Annotated in this window: 11 protein-coding genes and 1 pseudogene; 8 read left to right on the forward strand and 4 right to left on the reverse strand. The window is 43.9% G+C overall.

Going from position 1 to position 17,373, the window contains the following annotated elements; translation table 11 throughout:
• Nucleotides 1-273 precede the first annotated feature (273 nt).
• The gene (locus JGK14_RS21910; RefSeq protein WP_293176712.1) at nt 274-1,059 is read right to left on the reverse strand and encodes a class I SAM-dependent methyltransferase; all 786 of its coding nucleotides are present in this window, start codon (nt 1,057-1,059) and stop codon (nt 274-276) included.
• Between the two features lie 73 nt (nt 1,060-1,132).
• A complete protein-coding gene (locus JGK14_RS21915) occupies nt 1,133-2,038 on the reverse strand; it encodes an undecaprenyl-diphosphate phosphatase (RefSeq protein WP_293176756.1) in 906 nt (301 codons plus the stop codon).
• Nucleotides 2,039-2,546: 508 nt separating this feature from the next.
• Between JGK14_RS21915 and JGK14_RS21920 the strand changes: the two genes are divergently transcribed.
• Nucleotides 2,547-3,131, forward strand: a complete 585-nt coding sequence (locus JGK14_RS21920; RefSeq protein ID WP_442921470.1) for a thylakoid membrane photosystem I accumulation factor — start codon at nt 2,547-2,549, stop codon at nt 3,129-3,131.
• A 195-nt stretch (nt 3,132-3,326) separates the two neighbouring features.
• Here JGK14_RS21920 and JGK14_RS21925 read toward each other — a convergent pair whose 3' ends face one another.
• Entirely contained in the window at nt 3,327-3,521 is a 195-nt protein-coding gene (locus JGK14_RS21925) for a hypothetical protein (protein ID WP_293202686.1), read from the reverse strand.
• A gap of 3 nt (nt 3,522-3,524) precedes the next feature.
• Between JGK14_RS21925 and JGK14_RS21930 the strand changes: the two genes are divergently transcribed.
• Together JGK14_RS21930 and JGK14_RS21935 are read left to right on the forward strand one after the other, a co-directional pair.
• Nucleotides 3,525-4,454 (forward strand): trypsin-like serine protease, encoded by a 930-nt coding sequence (locus JGK14_RS21930; RefSeq protein ID WP_293176716.1) that lies wholly within the window; start codon nt 3,525-3,527, stop codon nt 4,452-4,454.
• 46 nt (nt 4,455-4,500) lie between these two features.
• Complete coding sequence (locus tag JGK14_RS21935; protein WP_293176718.1) at nt 4,501-5,562, forward strand: mannose-1-phosphate guanylyltransferase; 1,062 nt, start codon at nt 4,501-4,503, stop codon at nt 5,560-5,562.
• Between the two features lie 58 nt (nt 5,563-5,620).
• On the opposite strand, the gene JGK14_RS21940 is transcribed toward JGK14_RS21935, so the two are convergent.
• A complete protein-coding gene (locus JGK14_RS21940; protein WP_293176720.1) occupies nt 5,621-6,205 on the reverse strand; it encodes a Uma2 family endonuclease in 585 nt (194 codons plus the stop codon).
• Nucleotides 6,206-6,348: 143 nt separating this feature from the next.
• On the opposite strand from JGK14_RS21940, the gene JGK14_RS21945 reads away from it, so the two are divergent.
• From JGK14_RS21945 to JGK14_RS34095, 5 genes and pseudogenes are all read left to right on the forward strand, one after another.
• A complete protein-coding gene (locus tag JGK14_RS21945) occupies nt 6,349-6,504 on the forward strand; it encodes a hypothetical protein (RefSeq protein ID WP_293176722.1) in 156 nt (51 codons plus the stop codon).
• A gap of 57 nt (nt 6,505-6,561) precedes the next feature.
• The gene (locus JGK14_RS21950) at nt 6,562-8,214 is read left to right on the forward strand and encodes an ABC1 kinase family protein (RefSeq protein WP_293196772.1); all 1,653 of its coding nucleotides are present in this window, start codon (nt 6,562-6,564) and stop codon (nt 8,212-8,214) included.
• 162 nt (nt 8,215-8,376) lie between these two features.
• Nucleotides 8,377-11,676, forward strand: a complete 3,300-nt coding sequence (locus JGK14_RS21955) for a helicase-related protein (RefSeq protein WP_293196771.1) — start codon at nt 8,377-8,379, stop codon at nt 11,674-11,676.
• A gap of 674 nt (nt 11,677-12,350) precedes the next feature.
• Nucleotides 12,351-13,196 (forward strand): annotated as a pseudogene (locus tag JGK14_RS21960) (sigma-70 family RNA polymerase sigma factor); the annotation flags it as partial.
• A gap of 270 nt (nt 13,197-13,466) precedes the next feature.
• Complete coding sequence (locus JGK14_RS34095; RefSeq protein ID WP_366024712.1) at nt 13,467-17,321, forward strand: AAA family ATPase; 3,855 nt, start codon at nt 13,467-13,469, stop codon at nt 17,319-17,321.
• Nucleotides 17,322-17,373 lie beyond the last annotated feature (52 nt).

The raw sequence follows: 17,373 nt of genomic DNA on the forward strand, positions 1-17,373 counted from the left end.
AAAAAAATGTGCCTCAAATTTTAAGACTGAGATGTGCGTATTTAAATAATGACATCAAGCTAGGTGTTTCTACTTAGTCAAAAAGTGGGATGCTCCCGTACGTTGTTGCGCTTGGGCGCTCTTTTTGGGATATTGGAAAGAGCGCTAAAGCGCAACAACGTACCTGGACTTAATAGTTGTAGCAGCGAGAGTTATTACTGGCGACGCACATTATATTTAGAAAATCAATGGGGTAGGCACGCACCATCCACTACCCCTACAAATTGATTTAAATCATTTAGGATTGCTATATAACTTTGCTTTTTCGCCAACGATCGCAGCGATGGGAACCGCATAATGAATTGCATCGCCTCGAAAATGTACGCCAATCCCCAGACTGTCAACACCAATATCTTCTCTAAAAAGTTGTCGCAGCTTATCGTCATCGCCGGGGTTGGGGAAAGAAGCAGCTAACTGCTGTTCTAGCTCCAATTCTACCTTATAAAATGCTAATTTGACATTTTGCAGATTCGCATCTGCGACTAATTTCGGCAACTCTTCCAGAGTCAAGGCGCGAGTATGAGATGGATCGCGCAGCTTCTCAATATAGTTGTAAGCATCAACTTTTTCCGGTGGCATTGCCACATCAGCAATCAAAATGCGATCGCCCGCGCGACACACCCGAACCATCTCCGACAGCACAACATCGGGCTGCAAGAAGTGATGGAAAGCGTAACGACTCAGCACAATGGAAAAACTATCATCGGGAAACGGTAGCGTTTCGATATCGCCTTGCAGCCACGAGAGATTAGTCAAGTTTTTTTGCTCTGCCAAAATCTGGGCTTGTTCTAGCATTGCCGGTGTTAAATCGATGCCCGTAACGCGATTGGAAACTGCCGCAAAAGCACAAGCCACAATACCCGGGCCGCAAGCCACATCTAGAACTGTATCCTTGTCAGATATGCTTGCCATCTTCATCAGTAAATCGAGAGATTCTTGATTTGTGTGGCCGTACAAGTTAGAGAATGGTACAGCTTGACGGGTGAACTGGTCGATGATGGATTCGTGATATGCGGTCATAGTTAAATTCTGTCATTTTTTCTGACTAGCGGGTATAGTAGGAGTGACTTTTGCCACTCCTACAAAATTTATCTTATCCTTGTGGATTTTGTAATACACCACCTGCGAGAGCAGTTAAAATCGCCACGCCAAAGGCCAGCCGGTACCACACAAACACCCACGTATTCTGAGTTTGCAGGAACTTCATCAGCCAGGCGATCGAAATATAGGAAAAAATAAAAGCTGAAATTGTTCCGACTATCAAAGCTACAACTCCAGCGTCGCTGGCGCCTTCACCCAAAGCACTTTTCAATTCGACTAAACCAGCCAGAGTAATTGCCGGAATTCCTAACAAGAAAGAAAATCGGGCGGCGGCGGCTCTTTGCAATCCGAGGAACAATCCTGCTGTTAGGGTAGAACCCGATCGCGAAACACCAGGAATTATTGCCATTGCTTGAGCTAATCCCATTAAAATACCATCTTTGATATCTAATTTTTCGTAATCCCGTTCGCGCTTGCCAGTTTTTTCGGCGATCGCTAACAGCAGCGACATCACGATCGAAGCAATCGCGATCGCTCCCAAACTCCGCAGCGGTGATTTATCAAAATCTGGCACCAATATCTTGATTAACAATCCAAAAAATATAATTGGTATAGTTCCCAAACCAATCCCCAGCGCCATCCGAAACTCTTGGGATTCGTAGTCTGAGCGCCTAATAGCTTTAAATCCACCAATAGCTATATTTGTTAAGTCTTTCCAAAAATACCACAGCACTGCCACAATGCTGCCTAATTGAATGACAGCAGTATAAGCAACACCCGGATCGGCCCAGCCGAGGGCTAAAGGCACGACTTTTAAATGAGCGCTGCTGCTAATTGGCAAAAATTCCGTTAATCCTTGGACAATGCCTAAAACAATAGCCTGTAAGATATTAATTTGAGCTGGCCCGGAAGCCTCAGCAACGGGCGTTTGCGCGAATAAGTGAAGCAAAGCAATCATCATTTGTTGTCAGTTCCTAGTTGTCAGTTTCTATCTGTCAGTCACCAGCGATCGGTTGATATCAAATCCCGTGGATTGTACGGGATATCTGTAGGAACGCGGCAGTACCAAAGGAGTGTCAACTTAAGACTCAAACGTAGTCAGAGATTGCTGTTTGACTATAAAACTCAGATCCCCCCTAGCCCCCCTTCTTAAGGGGGGGACAAGAAATTACTCAAAGTCCCCCTTTTTAAGGGGGATTTAGGGGGATCTAGACTCGACTAAAAGCGAGATTTATCAAGGGTTTTAGTCTTAAGTTGAAACCAATGGGCAGTACCGTATCCCTACCCATAGTGTTGTCGATCGCCAATAAAAGCAGATTAAAATAGTTTGTCAAAAACCAATTTAACCTACTCAACTGTAAATACAGGCATTTGCTGATAAACTTAATAATGTTTTGCACGCTTTTTCGCCACTTTACAGCAACTGCCAACCACCTATGATATTTTCTGATTCCCAAAAATTAATTTTGATTGCAGCTTCAGGCAAACGCTGGCTGCGGCGAATCGTGTCTGCTAGTCTTTTAACTGTGGCGATCGCACTTAGCTTGATACTGCTCACCGGTCAGCCGCCCGCCTTCGCAACACTCACGGACGATCGCTTCGACGGCACCATCTTCGCTCTCTACGCCGGCAACGGTTCCCTCGTTCCTCCTAAAGTCAAGCTCACAGATTCTTTCAACCGCAAAAAACCCGCATTGTTAGTTTTTTACACTGACGACAGTAGCGACTCCAAGCAATACGCGATCGTTGTCTCAAACCTCCAGGAATTTTACGGCCGCGAAGCAGATTTTATGCCGATAAGCATTGACTCTTTGCCTTCGCAACCGTCACCAAAAATAACCGAACCCGGTCATTATTACGAAGGTTTCGTACCTCAAACTGTCATCCTCGACCAATCGGGAAAAGTAGTTTTTAATGAAAAAGGACAAATACCTTTTGAGAAGGTAGATGATGCCTTTCGGAAAGTATTCGACTTGCTTCCTAGAGAAAAATCGCTCCCGCTCAAGCGCCGTGTCGTGAACGAACTTAACATCGAATTGTCCAATAAATAGCTAAGGATCGCGAATTAAATAAGTTACAATTTTTATTGTTATTGTGGGATGGGCGTCCCGCCCGTCCAAAAAGAGCGGGCGGGACACCCCACAAACTTGTGTAAGTTATTTAATTCTCATTCCTAATAGCTAATCGCCTATTCAGGACTTACGCAATTTTATATAGGACGAACGGGTAGCCAGAAACCCGGTTTTTCACCAAAATATATCGTTGCAGGGCTGAATTCTGCCAAAAACCCGGTTTCTCGACTCTGACGAACGGGTAGCCAGAAACCGGGTTTTTTCACCAAAATTATTGGTTACAGCCCGTAATTCTGCCAAAAACCCGGTTTCTTGAGTCGGAGTGCGATCGCAAACTATCCTAATTTTTTCACGAATTATCAACAGCATCAAATGAAGCAAATTATAAAAATATTATTAATGACAGTTTTGACTGTACTTTTAGTTTTAGAAGCAGCCGAAGCAGGGCGATCGATAATTAGTGCTTTTGGCGATAGCAGTTCCCGCAAACCCCTAGCTTTAGAGCGATATACAGGTGTCGCCTACCTCGAACCGGTGCAGTGTACGGGTTCGGTGTTAACCGGAGGATTGTACGTACTCACGGCCGCCCACTGCCTCAATGAAGGCGGGGTCAAGGTTCCTGCTGGAACTGCTGTAACGGCAACTTTTAAATTGCCCAGCGGTCAAGTTACTATCCCTGTTAGCAACTATTATATCCATCCGGGATGGACTGGTTACGAATCAGAAGTCGGAAACGATATTGCTATTTTAAAGCTTAAAAAAACCGCACCGCGTACTGTGGAACAGTACGAAATTAACAGGAATAAAAATGAAATTGGCAAGGTGTTTACAAAAATTGGCTATGGATATATCGGCCTGGGTAATAAAGGACAAAATGAGAATTCTAATTCTGAGGCGAAACGATATGGAGGTCAAAACCGCTACGATGCACTAGGCGAAATATTCAAAAGTTCTACTGAATCTGATATGTCTGAATTAGTCTTGGGGAGTCAGTTAATTTTTGATTTTGATGACGGAACCGCCGAACACGATAGTTTGGGGAGGCATTTTCCTAAATTAGCCGATCGCGGTTTGGGGAAAAATGAAATAGCTACGGCTAGCGGAGATTCGGGCGGGCCTTCGTTTGTGGACGGGAAAATTGCGGGGATTAGTTCTTGGGGTTATAGCGATCGCGGATTTTTCAAAACAAATATCGGCGATATTGATAAAATTGACGATAATGGCAGTTTTGGCGAAATTTCCGGCGACACGCGGGTATCATTTTATGCTAATTGGATTGACAAAGTGACAGGTGGAAGATAGAAGGTAGAATTTAAAATATAGACATCAATTGTTTAAACTTTAAACCATGAGTAGAACCTTAATTCCTGTGATTCTGGCCGGCGGTAAAGGCGAACGTTTTTGGCCGCTGAGTCGCAAGCAGCGCCCCAAACAGTTTCTCAGTCTCGACGGTAGCGGCAAGAGTTTGCTGCAAGCTACAGCCGATCGACTATTAACATTAGGTAACGGCTGGGAAGATTTGTGGGTAGTAACATCGGAAATGCTGGCCGACGGAGTGCGGGAACAATTGCCGCTGCTACCTCCTGAGAATTTGCTGGCGGAACCGGAAGGCCGGGATACTGCGCCGGCGGTGGCTTGGAGTGCGATCGAAATTGCGAAACGTTACGGTGAGGATGCGGTTGTCGGGTTTTTCCCGGCGGATCACTGGATTGGGGAACCGGAGGAGTTTGTCAAGACTTTGGAGGCGGCGGCTGAATTGGCGACAAAGGAAAGTGCGATCGCCACTTTGGGAGTCAAGCCGAGTTATGCTTCTACTGGTTACGGCTACATCGAACAAGGCGAGGAAATTGGCAGTTTTGGCGGTTTTCCGGCCTATCGTGTGGCTAGGTTTACAGAAAAGCCCGATCGCGCCACCGCCGAGGAATTTGTAGCCAGCGGCAAGTTTAGTTGGAATGGCGGAATCTTTGTATTTAAAGTTGGCACTGTCTTGACAGAATTGCGAAATCATGTGCCGGAAATGATGGCAGCTTTGGAAGCAAAAGGCGCTGCTGCTTACTCGGAATTGCCGAAAATTAGCATCGATTACGCGCTGATGGAGAAGACGCAAAAAGCCTGTGTATTACCTGTAGGCTTTAGTTGGGACGATTTGGGTGACTGGAATGCGATCGCCCGTTTGTTGCAAGGAGACAAGCCGAATGTCGAGTTAGCAAAACACATCGGAATTGATACCAAAGACGCTATTTTCTATGCAGCGGATGAGAATGAAGTCATCGTCACCATCGGTTTAGAAGATGTCGTCGTTGTCAGAGATGGTAATGTGACTTTGATTGTGAAAAAAGACAGGACGCAGGAGATAAAACAGGTGATTAAAGTATTGGGAGAAGATGAGAAATTGAAAGATTTACTGTAACTAATTCCGTAGGGACACGGCACTGCCGTGTCCTTACTCGATATCTATAATTCTAGAATTACATAATTTCTACTAAATCCAACACAAAACCCGGCAGTACATCTTCCCCTGAAAGAGTGGCAGGATTTTGGAGAATTTCCACATCTTGACCGGGGCGATAAATTTCTACCCGCCGATTTTGCCTGTCAATTAACCAACCCAATCTCGCACCGTTATCTATATATTCTTGCATTTTATCTTGCAGCTTTTTCAACGAATCAGTCTTTGAGCGCAACTCAACTACAAAATCGGGACATAAAGGAGCAAAACTGTCTTTTTGTTCCGGTGTTAAAGCATCCCACCGTTCTTTTTTGACCCAAGAGGCATCAGGAGAGCGATCGGCACCATTACGGAGGGTGAAACCTCCAGAAGAGTCAAAGGCAACTCCTAGATTATTTTGCCTGCTCCAGGCTTGAAGTTGATACGATAGATCCATATTGCGCTTGCTAGTTTCGCTGCCCGTTGGTGGCATAATAATTAACTCCCCTGATACTGTACGTTCAAATTGATAATCGCGGTTGTTCTGACAAAGCTGAAAAAATTGCTCGTCAGTTAAGTCTATGGATAATTCGATCGAGGTTGCAGGAGATTGGATGGCAATCATGTTTTTTATTGGGTTTGAAACACATTGAGAATTTGGCTTGTAATAACTTACTAATTCAAGTCTTTGACACAATTTTTCAACTCAATAATTTTAATTATAAAAAGATCGTGTCTGGTTTAACTGTAATATTAGCATGAGGATTAATGCCACCGCCAAAAACCGTAGCTTGCGGGGCGGAACGCCATCGCCCTCCCCCACACCCCAAAGTACGCGCGGCGCAGCTATCCCCAGCAGGAATTGCACCCATTCCCGCTATTTCTACCAAAGTTATTCCTCAAGACCAAGGTCAGCTTGGTTAACAGCGCTATCCTAGTAGTTATATAGCCCTTAAACCCGATCGACCCGGAGGCCACCACGTGTTCAGCCTAGTTCAAAACACTTCTCGCAAAGGAGAAATTCTAGAGGTCGTCTTCCGCAACGGTTGGGACTACATGAAAAGTCTCCTCACCGGCCGCAAAACCGACGCACCCAGTCTCCCAACTCCAGCGGTTCTCCGCAACATCCTCGTCGAATTAGGCCCAGTTTTTGTAAAATTGGGACAATTGTTGAGTACCCGTCCCGACCTTTTACCCGCTGCTTACATCGAAACCCTCTCTTCTTTACAAGCGGAAGTGCCGCCCGTATCATGGTTGGAAGTAGAAGCAATCGTCCGCCAGGAACTCAAACAGTCGATCGAAGAAACCTTCTCCAAATTTAACACTCAGGCGATCGCCGCAGGTTCGATCGCCCAAACCCACAAAGCTACCTTAAAAGACGGCCGCGAAGTCGCCCTAAAAGTTCAGCGCCCCGGTATTGATATTGTCATCGAACAAGACATCGCCGTGCTCCGAGGTTTAGCAGAACTTGTCATGCTGACAGACCTCGGTCAACAATACGATATTGTGGCCCTAGCAGAAGAATTTGCGATCGCCCTGCGTGCAGAATTAGACTTCATTCAAGAAGCCAGCTACACAGACGAACTGCGCCGCAATTTATCAAAAAGTCGCTGGTTTGATCCCACACAAGTTGTCCTCCCAGAAATTAACTGGGAATTAACTACAAAAAAACTCTTAGTCATGGAGTGGCTGAACGGAGTCCCAATTTTGTCAGGCGATTTGCAAGGAATTCGCCACAAAGGAGATATAAATGCCGAACGCGAAGAAATTACAACCCTGCTTTGCCGCGTTTTCTTCCAGCAGTTATATATTGACGGCTTCTTTCACGCAGACCCGCATCCAGGCAACTTATTTTATCTCAAAGACGGCCGGATAGCTTTGCTCGACTGCGGCATGGTCGGCAGATTAGACCCGCGCACCCAACAGAATCTGACAGAAATGTTGCTGTCAATTGTCGATTTAGATGCTCAGCGCTGCGCTCAATTAACATTGCAAATGGCAGAATTTGCTCAGCCTACAAGTTTAGCTAATCTAGAGAACGATTTGGCTCGAATGCTGCGGAAGTATTATAATGTCAGCTTGTCGCAAATGAACTTGTCGGAAATTTTTTATGAAGTGCTGGAAATCACTCGCAAAAATAAGATTAGGCTTCCCAGTAATCTCGGTTTGTATGCAAAAACTCTCGCTAATTTAGAAGGAGTAGCGCGTTCTTTTAATCCCAGATTTAATATTGTAGAACAGGTCAAACCGCTGATGACCGATATGTTTCGGCGTCAGTTATTAGGAGAAGACCCGGTGCAAGCTTTGCTGAGAACTGCTTTGGATCTAAAAAGCTTATCTTTACAATCTCCGCGACAGGTGGAAGTGCTTTTAGACCGAGTTACTTCCGAAACTTTGAAGTGGAACTTGACGCTAAAAGAACTCGACCCGCTGCGTCGCACTTTGGGGGATTCAGCCAACCGACTTTCTTTTAGTATTGTCGTGGGTTCGCTGATTATGGGAGCGGCAATTATCTCTTCTAACGCGCAAACTGCTCAACTATCTTTTTTGAGCAACGGTTTGTTTGGGGCGGCGAGTTTTTTGGGTTTTTGGTTGATTATTAGCATTCTCAGGTCTGGCCGTTTGCGGGGATGATTGGTACAAGATCAGTATGTGTTGTGGAACAGGCATCTTGCCTGTTCTTGAGAATCGTGGTACAAGATCAGTATGTGTTGTGGAACAGGCATCTTGCCTGTTCCTAAGAATCGTGGAAGATGTAGAATATAGCCTAATGCAACAACCGCATAAAGGTAGGCTATGTCACAGCATGATTCTTCTCTCCCAAAGTCGGCAATTAGAGACAACCGTCATCGCGGAACTGTGGGCAATTTTTTGAAAGCCAAGGTCGAGAAAAACTCAACCCTATCCATTGTTTCTGCTTACTTTACAATTTATGCCTTTGATGCTTTGAAGGAACAACTTCTAGGTATTAAAAGCTTGAAATTTTTGTTTGGTGAACCGCGCTTCATCAAGTCCCTTGACCCCAGTAAAACCGATAAAAAGGCGTTCCAAATTGAGGATCAGGGCTTGCAGCTACAGAATCGGTTGCAGCAAAAACGGGTTGCGAAAGAATGTGCAGAATGGATTGAAAAAAAAGTCCAGATACGGTCGGTCAAGCAATCTAATTTACTGCACGGCAAAATGTATCACATTGCTCATAACGGAACTGAAAATGCTATTATGGGCAGTTCTAATTTTACCATGCGGGGACTGGGATTAGGTAGGAAAAACAACAATATTGAACTCAATTTAGAAGTAGATAGTAAACGGGATACCCGCGACCTTAAAGCCTGGTTTGATGAACTCTGGAATGATGCCGAACTCATCGAAGATGTCACACAAGACGTGCTGCTGTATCTAGAGCAACTTTACCAGAATAATTCTCCTGAGTTTATCTACTACAAAACTCTGTTTCATATCTTCGAGACATTTCTCGATGACCTAGAAAAAAGCGATATTCTCAGCGAACAGCTACACCTATTTGATACAGAAATCTGGAAATCTCTATTTGAATTTCAAAAAGACGGAGTTAAGGCAGCCATCAATAAAATCCGACGATATAACGGGTGTATTATTGCTGACAGCGTTGGTTTAGGTAAAACATTTGAAGCTCTCGCGGTGATTAAATATTTTGAACTTCGCAATGAAAAAGTTTTGGTTCTTTGTCCCAAAAAACTCCGCGATAATTGGACTGTATATCTAGCACAAAACAATAGCGATCTCAATCCTTTGGTTAAAGACCGCTTCAACTATACAGTCCTGTCTCACACCGACTTGAGTCGTGACTCTGGTTACTCTGGGGACATTAATTTAGCAACGATTAATTGGGGTAACTACGACTTGGTAGTTATTGATGAATCGCACAATTTCCGCAACAACATCAAGAGCAAACGGGACGAATCTGGCAATCTAATTAGAAAGAGCCGTTACGAAAGGCTGATGGATGATATTATCAAGAGCGGTGTCAAAACTCAGGTGCTACTCTTATCAGCAACTCCGGTTAACAATGATTTAAAGGATTTGCGGAATCAACTTTATTTTATAACAGAAGGTAGCGACGCTGCGTTTAGGGAATCGCTGGGAATTGTTAGTCTGCGCGATACACTAGCTGATGCTCAGCGGAAATTTACCAAGTGGGCAAAGAAAAGTCGCGATCGCAAAACTAGCGAACTCCTGGAAGAACTAAGTTCTGCTTTCTTCAAACTGCTTGACGAATTGACGATCGCCCGATCGCGCAAACACATTCAAAAATACTACAAAGATGCGATCGCCCAATTAGGCGGCTTTCCAGAACGGCTCAAACCCATCTCGGTATTTCCTGAGATTGACCGAGAGGGTGAGTTCATGTCCTACGAACAGCTTAACAGTGAAATTTCTAAATATCAACTCTCCCTATTCAACCCTTCAAAATATGTCCTGCCGCCATACCGTTCGGCTTATGAAAATAAAAGAGTGCAAAACTTCAAACAGAGCGATCGCGAACGCTCTCTGATCGGCATGATAAAGGTTAATTTTTTGAAACGCCTGGAAAGCTCGGTGAATTCCTTCGCTATCACAATGCAGCGGACTATTGACAAAATATCCGAGTTACAAAAACGACTCGAATCCTTCAAGAATTGGCAAGACGAAAACGCGGTAATTGATTTCAACTATTTAGAGTTTGAGGCAGAAGAAGACGAGGATTTACGAGCGGCGTGGGAGGTTGGCAAGCTAAAAGTTAAAATGCTGCACCTCGATGTCGAAACCTGGTTAAAAGACCTAAAAAACGACAAGAAACAGCTTAAACAAATCTACAATTCTGCCCAAAGCATTTCTGTTGAACGCGATGCCAAGCTGGCTGAGTTAAAATCACTAATCGCCGAGAAAGTCAAGCATCCTACGACTAACAAGCATGGTCAACCAAATCGCAAGGTTTTAGTCTTTACTGCCTTTGCAGATACCGCAGTCTATCTCTACGAAGGATTGCGGGAGTGGGCTACATTAGACTTGAAAATTAACTTAGCTTTGGTGACTGGTGGTTCGGCGAAAAATCAGACTACCTTTGGCAAAAATGAGTTCAATCACGTCCTGACAAATTTTTCACCTTTCGCCAAGAAACGCGCCCAAATTCCATCTATGCGGCAAGACGGCGAGATTGACCTATTAATTGCCACAGATTGTATATCAGAAGGGCAAAATTTACAAGATTGCGATTATCTGATTAACTACGACATCCACTGGAACCCAGTCCGAATTATCCAGCGGTTCGGTAGGTGCGATCGCATTGGTAGCCCCAATCACACCGTACAATTAATCAATTTTTGGCCGACAGAGGACCTGGATCAGTACATCAATCTGAAAAATCGAGTAGAAGCACGGATGGCTTTAGCGGACATAGCTGGTACATTTGAAGATAATCTGCTGGAGGTAAAGGAGATTCAAGAACTAATTGAGAGTGATTTGAAATACCGCGACAAGCAGTTGCTGCGATTGAGAGACGAGGTGCTGGATATCGAAGATTTCACCGAAAGTGTCGCCCTAACGGAATTCACTCTCGATGATTTCCGAATGGAACTAGCCAAATACATTGAGAGCAACCGCAAACTACTCCAAGATGCTCCTTTAGGACTTTATGCAGTAGTTCCAACTAACTCGGAGTACCCGATAATTGCTCCTGGCGTAATTTTTTGCCTCAAACAAAAAGGCGATTCTCTTGATAATAAAACCGTCAACCCGCTGCAACCATATTTTGTAGTTTACGTGCGCGAAAATAAGGAAGTGCGATTGAGTTTTGCTCAACCCAAACAAATACTTGAAATATATCGGTTGCTGTGCGCGGGATGTACGGTTCCCTATGAAGAGTTGTGCAATTTGTTCGATCGAGAAACTAATAACGGATTTGATATGAGTTTGTATAACGATTTGCTCAAGCTGGCCGTTGATTCAATTGCAGATATTTACAAGAAGCGGAGCATCGGCAATCTGCTGTCTAGCCGCCGTGCTGTGTTGGTTGAGCAAGCGCATCAGGTTAAAGCAACAACGGATTTTGAACTGATTACCTGGCTGGTGATTAAATGAGCGTCAGCGAACAACAAGCCAAAGCATCTATCAATCAAGCTTTAAGTAGTTTTGCAAAGGGAAAACTAGCGGATAACGCCCGTAATTTGTTCTTTACTCTTGGATACCGCAGTGATAAAACTCTTCCGTTTTATCCTAATAGTTCGGAGAATTTTATTGCCGAATTTGACATAGATCAAAAGCTCAACTCCCAAAAAGCTCTCTTAGAGGAATGGCTGTCGGTTGATTTTCTCTTCCAGTTTACCGGGACAGAAATTGCAGATAATGACCAGTTTGTCGAATTTGATACTAGCAGTGGTGAGAGTGCCTTTTTTACTTCGTACTTGTTTTTCGCGATCGCACTGCGGAGGAGTGCGTACACTATAGAACAACTTGACGGGATTATCCGCGAGATTAATAAAATTTTACCGATTCCCGCGATCGTTCTTTTTCAGCATGGAGAAACTCTGACTTTATCCATTATCAACCGTCGCCAACACAAACGCAATGAATCTGAAGATGTATTAGGAAAAGTCAAACATATTAAAGATATCCCATTCGCCAGTCCGACAAACTCTCATTTAAAAATGCTCTTCAATATTTTTTTGACAGAGTTGTATGAAAATCATGGCTTTAGCAACTTTGACGAATTTCATGAAGCTTGGCATAAAACTATTCCTGACAACATCGAATTTAAAAAAGATCGTATACTGTCAGATTCGCTTCGGGTTTACCTGCAACAAATCTGTCGAATTCCCCTGCTCAAAGCTTACGAAGAAATTGAATTAGCTCGTAAAATTGCTGAGTTAGAGTTAGAGGGGAGCCGAAAAGCTAAAGACAAAATGGTAGAGTCTAACTTGCGGCTGGTAGTCTCAATCGCTAAAAAATATCAAAATCGAGGGCTGGATTTCTTAGACTTGATTCAGGAGGGAAATATCGGTTTAATCAAGGCTGTAGAAAAGTTTGATTGCACGAAGGGAACCAGGTTTTCTACCCACGCATATTGGTGGATTCGTCAGGCAATTACGCGGGCTATTGCCGATCGATCGCGGACTATCCGCCTACCAGTTCACGTTTATGAAACTATCTCGAAGATTAAGAAAACTACCAAACAGCTTTCTCAAGAAATCGGCCACAAGCCTACCGAAGAAGAAATCGCTACTAAAATGGAGATGACAATTGTAAAAATGCGATTGGTTATTCAATCGGCTAAATCTATCATTTCCTTAGATACTAAAATGGGTGATTATGAAGACTGTACATTGGGAGAGTTGATTGAATTCGATGGAGAAACACCAGAAGAACAAGCATCTAAAAAATTGTTTACCGAAGATTTAGAAAGCGTTTTAGATACTCTTACCCCTCGACAACGTGACATTATTCGGATGCGATTCGGATTGGATGACGGCAGCGAGAAAAGTCTACAGGAAATCGGCAATATATTTAATCTTACCCGCGAGCGGATTCGGCAAATTGAGGGTAAGGCTTTACTAAGATTGCGCCATCCCAACCGCAACAGCATTTTAAAAGATTATATTCGCCCTACACCAGTTTATCAAACTGAGACAAAAAGACCGATCGCCAAACCGAGCCAGCCCAGACAGTTCAATATCTCAGAAAACTTGTCTCCCAGCCGCGACACTTTCTTACTGGAGCCTGTTCGTGATAAAATAGTTGAAACAGCTAATACGACCGAACCATTAATTCCTTTTAACAATTTCATAGAAAAATCAAATATAGAACAAACAAAGTTGGCTCAGACTCACCTGTCAAGTGCCGATGGAAGTCAAAACAATCTCACCTATGCAAATTTGAACGAGCATAATTTCCACATTGCCGAACTGACAGAAAATGACTTAAATAAAGCGATTAAACCGATGAAACAAAATTCAGCAGACTTACTCAAACAACTCACCGCACTAGAAGATGTTTTTTCCCAATTAGAGAAACGGCTGTCAGAGGCGAGTCGAAAGTTGCTAAACCCTGGTATACCTATATCTCAAAAGCTGATTCAAGAACTTGACGAGTCCCATAAAAAGTTTATTCAGCTTCGCGACAAGGTGCTAGAAGTGGCTGAATATTTGGCAGTATCGACAACGCTGAAAGTTGAAGAAATTTGTTCTTTAACAGATATCAGGTCTGTACTTGAGCGTGTGGATTTGGCCGAGAAGCAAAAAAGTGCGATCGCCCTTGTCCGCGACTCTGCTTTGAGGGTTCTGGAACGAATTTTAGCGATCGCCCATCGAGTAGAGAGCAATTTTCAGTCATTGCTGGAATGTCAGGAAAAAGCCCGCGAACTTCAACGCGCCATCTCCGAATCCCACAAGTCTGACTTGCATCCCGACACCCAAATCTTGGCTGATGGCAATCATCCATTCTGCAAACTTCTAACACTAATTTCAGAATGGGAAGAAGCAGATGACGAGCATTTAGCTTCTTTACAGGATGCCGTAGCAGAATCATTTGGAAGAACTCTGGCGATGGCAGCAGTAAGAGGAAAACTGATGATCCAGGCGGAAGCAATACCAGATTTGCCTGCTGTTTCTACTAACAATAACTTAGACGAAACTTCCTTAGTTGATGAGCCGGAATCTGAAACTGTTCCTGTTGTCGAACAACCACCAGTAGCAGAGTTGAACTCGGTATTGACAGAGGAGGCGATCGCGCAGCCAACCCCTGAATATATCCCAGATATTCCACCAACAGAACCGCCAACCACAACTCAGATTGAGCTGCCAAATTCTGAAAATAAGCAAGGAAAAAAAGTTGAAAATCAGGCTGATTATACCAGAATTTGCAGTGTATTGGAGCAAGGCGATATCCTGACGGCTAAGGAATATATATCTATGCTGCAAGAGCGGCGATCGCTTCCTGAACCAGAGGAAAAGAGAGATGCTTTTAAAGACTTCTTCGAGCATAAGTATGCTGCGATCGAAAAAGTGCTTGAGGAGTGCGATCGCGATCGACAAAAAAAGCAAGAGCTAATTCCCAATATTTCCAAAGGAAAAAGTATCGCCAAAATCCAGATACCGCAGGGGGCTCAAGCCAAAAAAGCCGCTGAAATGCTAGACGCTTGGTTTGCAGCCAAGGGAAGGAAGCAAGAAATCACAGAGAAAGATGCTCGCCAAATTCTCAGCAACCTCGGTTTTAACATAACATCTCTTACATTTAAAAAATCAGGACAAAATACCTGGATTGACGTTAAAGCTGAGCCGATATTTGACCAAAATCGCTGTCCTGTGTCTGCCTATGGTTCAGCCGCGAAGGGTCATTACCGCATTCTTTGCGTATGGGATAGACCGAACGAACAGGATCTCCTCAATGCCGTTGGAGAAACTGCTCTTGGAGGGCCGGTCTTCGTCTTTCATTTTGGGCGAATGACCGTCAAGAGACGCCGAGATTTGGCTGATTTATGTCGGCAGCGTCGGAGCACTTTCATTGTTATAGATGATGTGCTGATGCTCTATCTTTGCGGAGAACAAAAAACACGCCTACCTGTATTGTTTGATTGTACCTTACCCTTTACTTTCCTAGAACCGTATAAAACCGCAGCAGGAGAGGTTCCCCCTGAGATGTTTTACGGGCGAGTACGAGAACGGGAATCCATAATCGATCGAGAAGGTTCTTGTTTAATTTATGGAGGCCGCCAGTTAGGTAAAACGGTTTTGCTTAAATATGTACACCGGACTTTTCACGCAACCGACGCGGGCAGGAACGCCCTATTTTTGGATATCAAAGAAATTGGACGCAAGCAACTGTTAGATAAGATTTGGCATCTACTAAACGAAGAATTGGATAAATTAAAAATTCCCGATACCAACCGGCGAAATTCCGTCCGCGAAAGCAGCTTGCAGCGGATTAAAAGTTGGCTAGAATCGGACAATCAGCGGCGCTTTTTGCTGTTGTTGGATGAGGCAGATAATTTCTTGGAAGCTGATGGTAAGGAGGATTTCCTGCGCTGCGATGAGTTCAGAAAATTAATGACGGAAACTCACCGACGTTTTAAGGTGGTCTTTGCCGGATTGCACAACGTTCTGAGAACCACTAGACAAGCAAACCATCCGCTGGCTCACTTTGGCGCGCCTATCTGCATTGGGCCTCTGCTGAATAATGGTGAAATGCGAGCCGCAACAGCTTTGGTAGAACGTCCGCTGGCTAGTCTTGGCTATCGTTTTGAATCACCAAATTTAATCCCGCGCATTCTGTGGCAGACTAACTATTATCCGAGCTTGATTCAACTTTATTGCGAGCAGCTACTCAAGCACATCACTAACCCAGATATCCCTACTTTCGATCCTAAAATTAGTCCGCCTTATGTGATTACTTCTCGCCATGTAGAAGAAGCTTATCAAAGTCAAGACCTTCGCAATAATATTCGCGATCGCTTTAAGTTGACACTGGGACTCGATCCGCGCTACGAAGTAATTGCCTACTCAATTGCTGATGGTTCTCAGCAGAATGAAACAGGTATGGAGGATGGGTTTTCTGTATCTTGGATTCGCGAGCAAGTCTTGTATTGGTGGTCTGACGGATTCGCGGGAAGGTCATCGGAAGATGAAATTCTTGCTTTACTAGAAGAAATGATAGGATTAGGAGTTTTACGAGAAAGCAATCCAGGTTACTTCACTCTGAGAAATTCTAATTTAGCCTTGCTTATGGGTACGCAACCAGAAATTGAAGCAGAACTTCTGAGACACCGCGAACCTCCACATGAATACGAACCTGCTACTTTTCGGTCTCCTCTTTTGGTTAAAAATAAAGCTGATTCCCAGCGCAGTCCTTTAACTGTTAAACAGGAATCAGAACTTCTGCTCCGCGAGTACGGTGTCTCTATTATATTTGGGTGCCAAGCCGCAGGAATTGACGATTTGAGAGTTTTTATGGAAGCAGCATTTAGTAAGAAGGATTGCAAAGTTCACTATTTAGAAAATCTCTCAGATCGATCGGATTTCAGCCAGCGTTTGACAGAAATTAGTAACCGTCGCAAGAAAGATACCACGACGCTCGTTGTTGTATCAGCCACCACTTCTTGGAGTAAGGATTGGGTTGATGAGGCAATTAAGAAAATCAAAAGATTGAAAAAAGAGGACTCATTTCTCCAGCTTGTTTTTGTCGCCTATCCTCAGAAGGCTTGGCAGTTAGTTATTCATAATTGGACAGGTTTTGATTCCTTTAAGGAACTGAGATTTTTAAGTCTCAAACCTTGGCACGATGCCGCGCTGCGACATTGGTTGGAAGATGCCAATTTGCCGAGCAAACTAGAAGTTAGAAATAAGATTACGGCAGTTACAGGGAATTGGTCAAACCTCCTGCAAGAATTCTATCAATTTGCTCAAGCTAATCCGCATTGCTGGCAAGATTCCTTGGCCCAACTGAAGAATCAATTTAATAAATCTGACAAATTAATTAATTCAATGGGTTTTGACGGTTGCGAACCTCAAAGAAAACTGGTGATGAGAACTTTAGCTGAATGGGGAGAAGCAGTCGCGATTGAGGTATTAATTGAGGTTCTTGATGATGTACCGCCTGAAGTTGTCAAGCAGACTCTCAGATGGGCTGAACTCCTCAGTCTTGTCTCGCATTTAGGAAATCAGAAGCAAGATGGTAAGGATTACTGGCAGATTGACCCTGTAGTTGGTCGTCTGCTCGAATCTATGGCAGAGTAATACGCACTTTCTGCTGTGCGATGTACTTAAGCACATCTCTGACTTAAGATAG

Origin of the sequence: Microcoleus sp. PH2017_28_MFU_U_A (genome assembly GCF_020738035.1) — a bacterium.
Taxonomy (GTDB): domain Bacteria; phylum Cyanobacteriota; class Cyanobacteriia; order Cyanobacteriales; family Microcoleaceae; genus Microcoleus.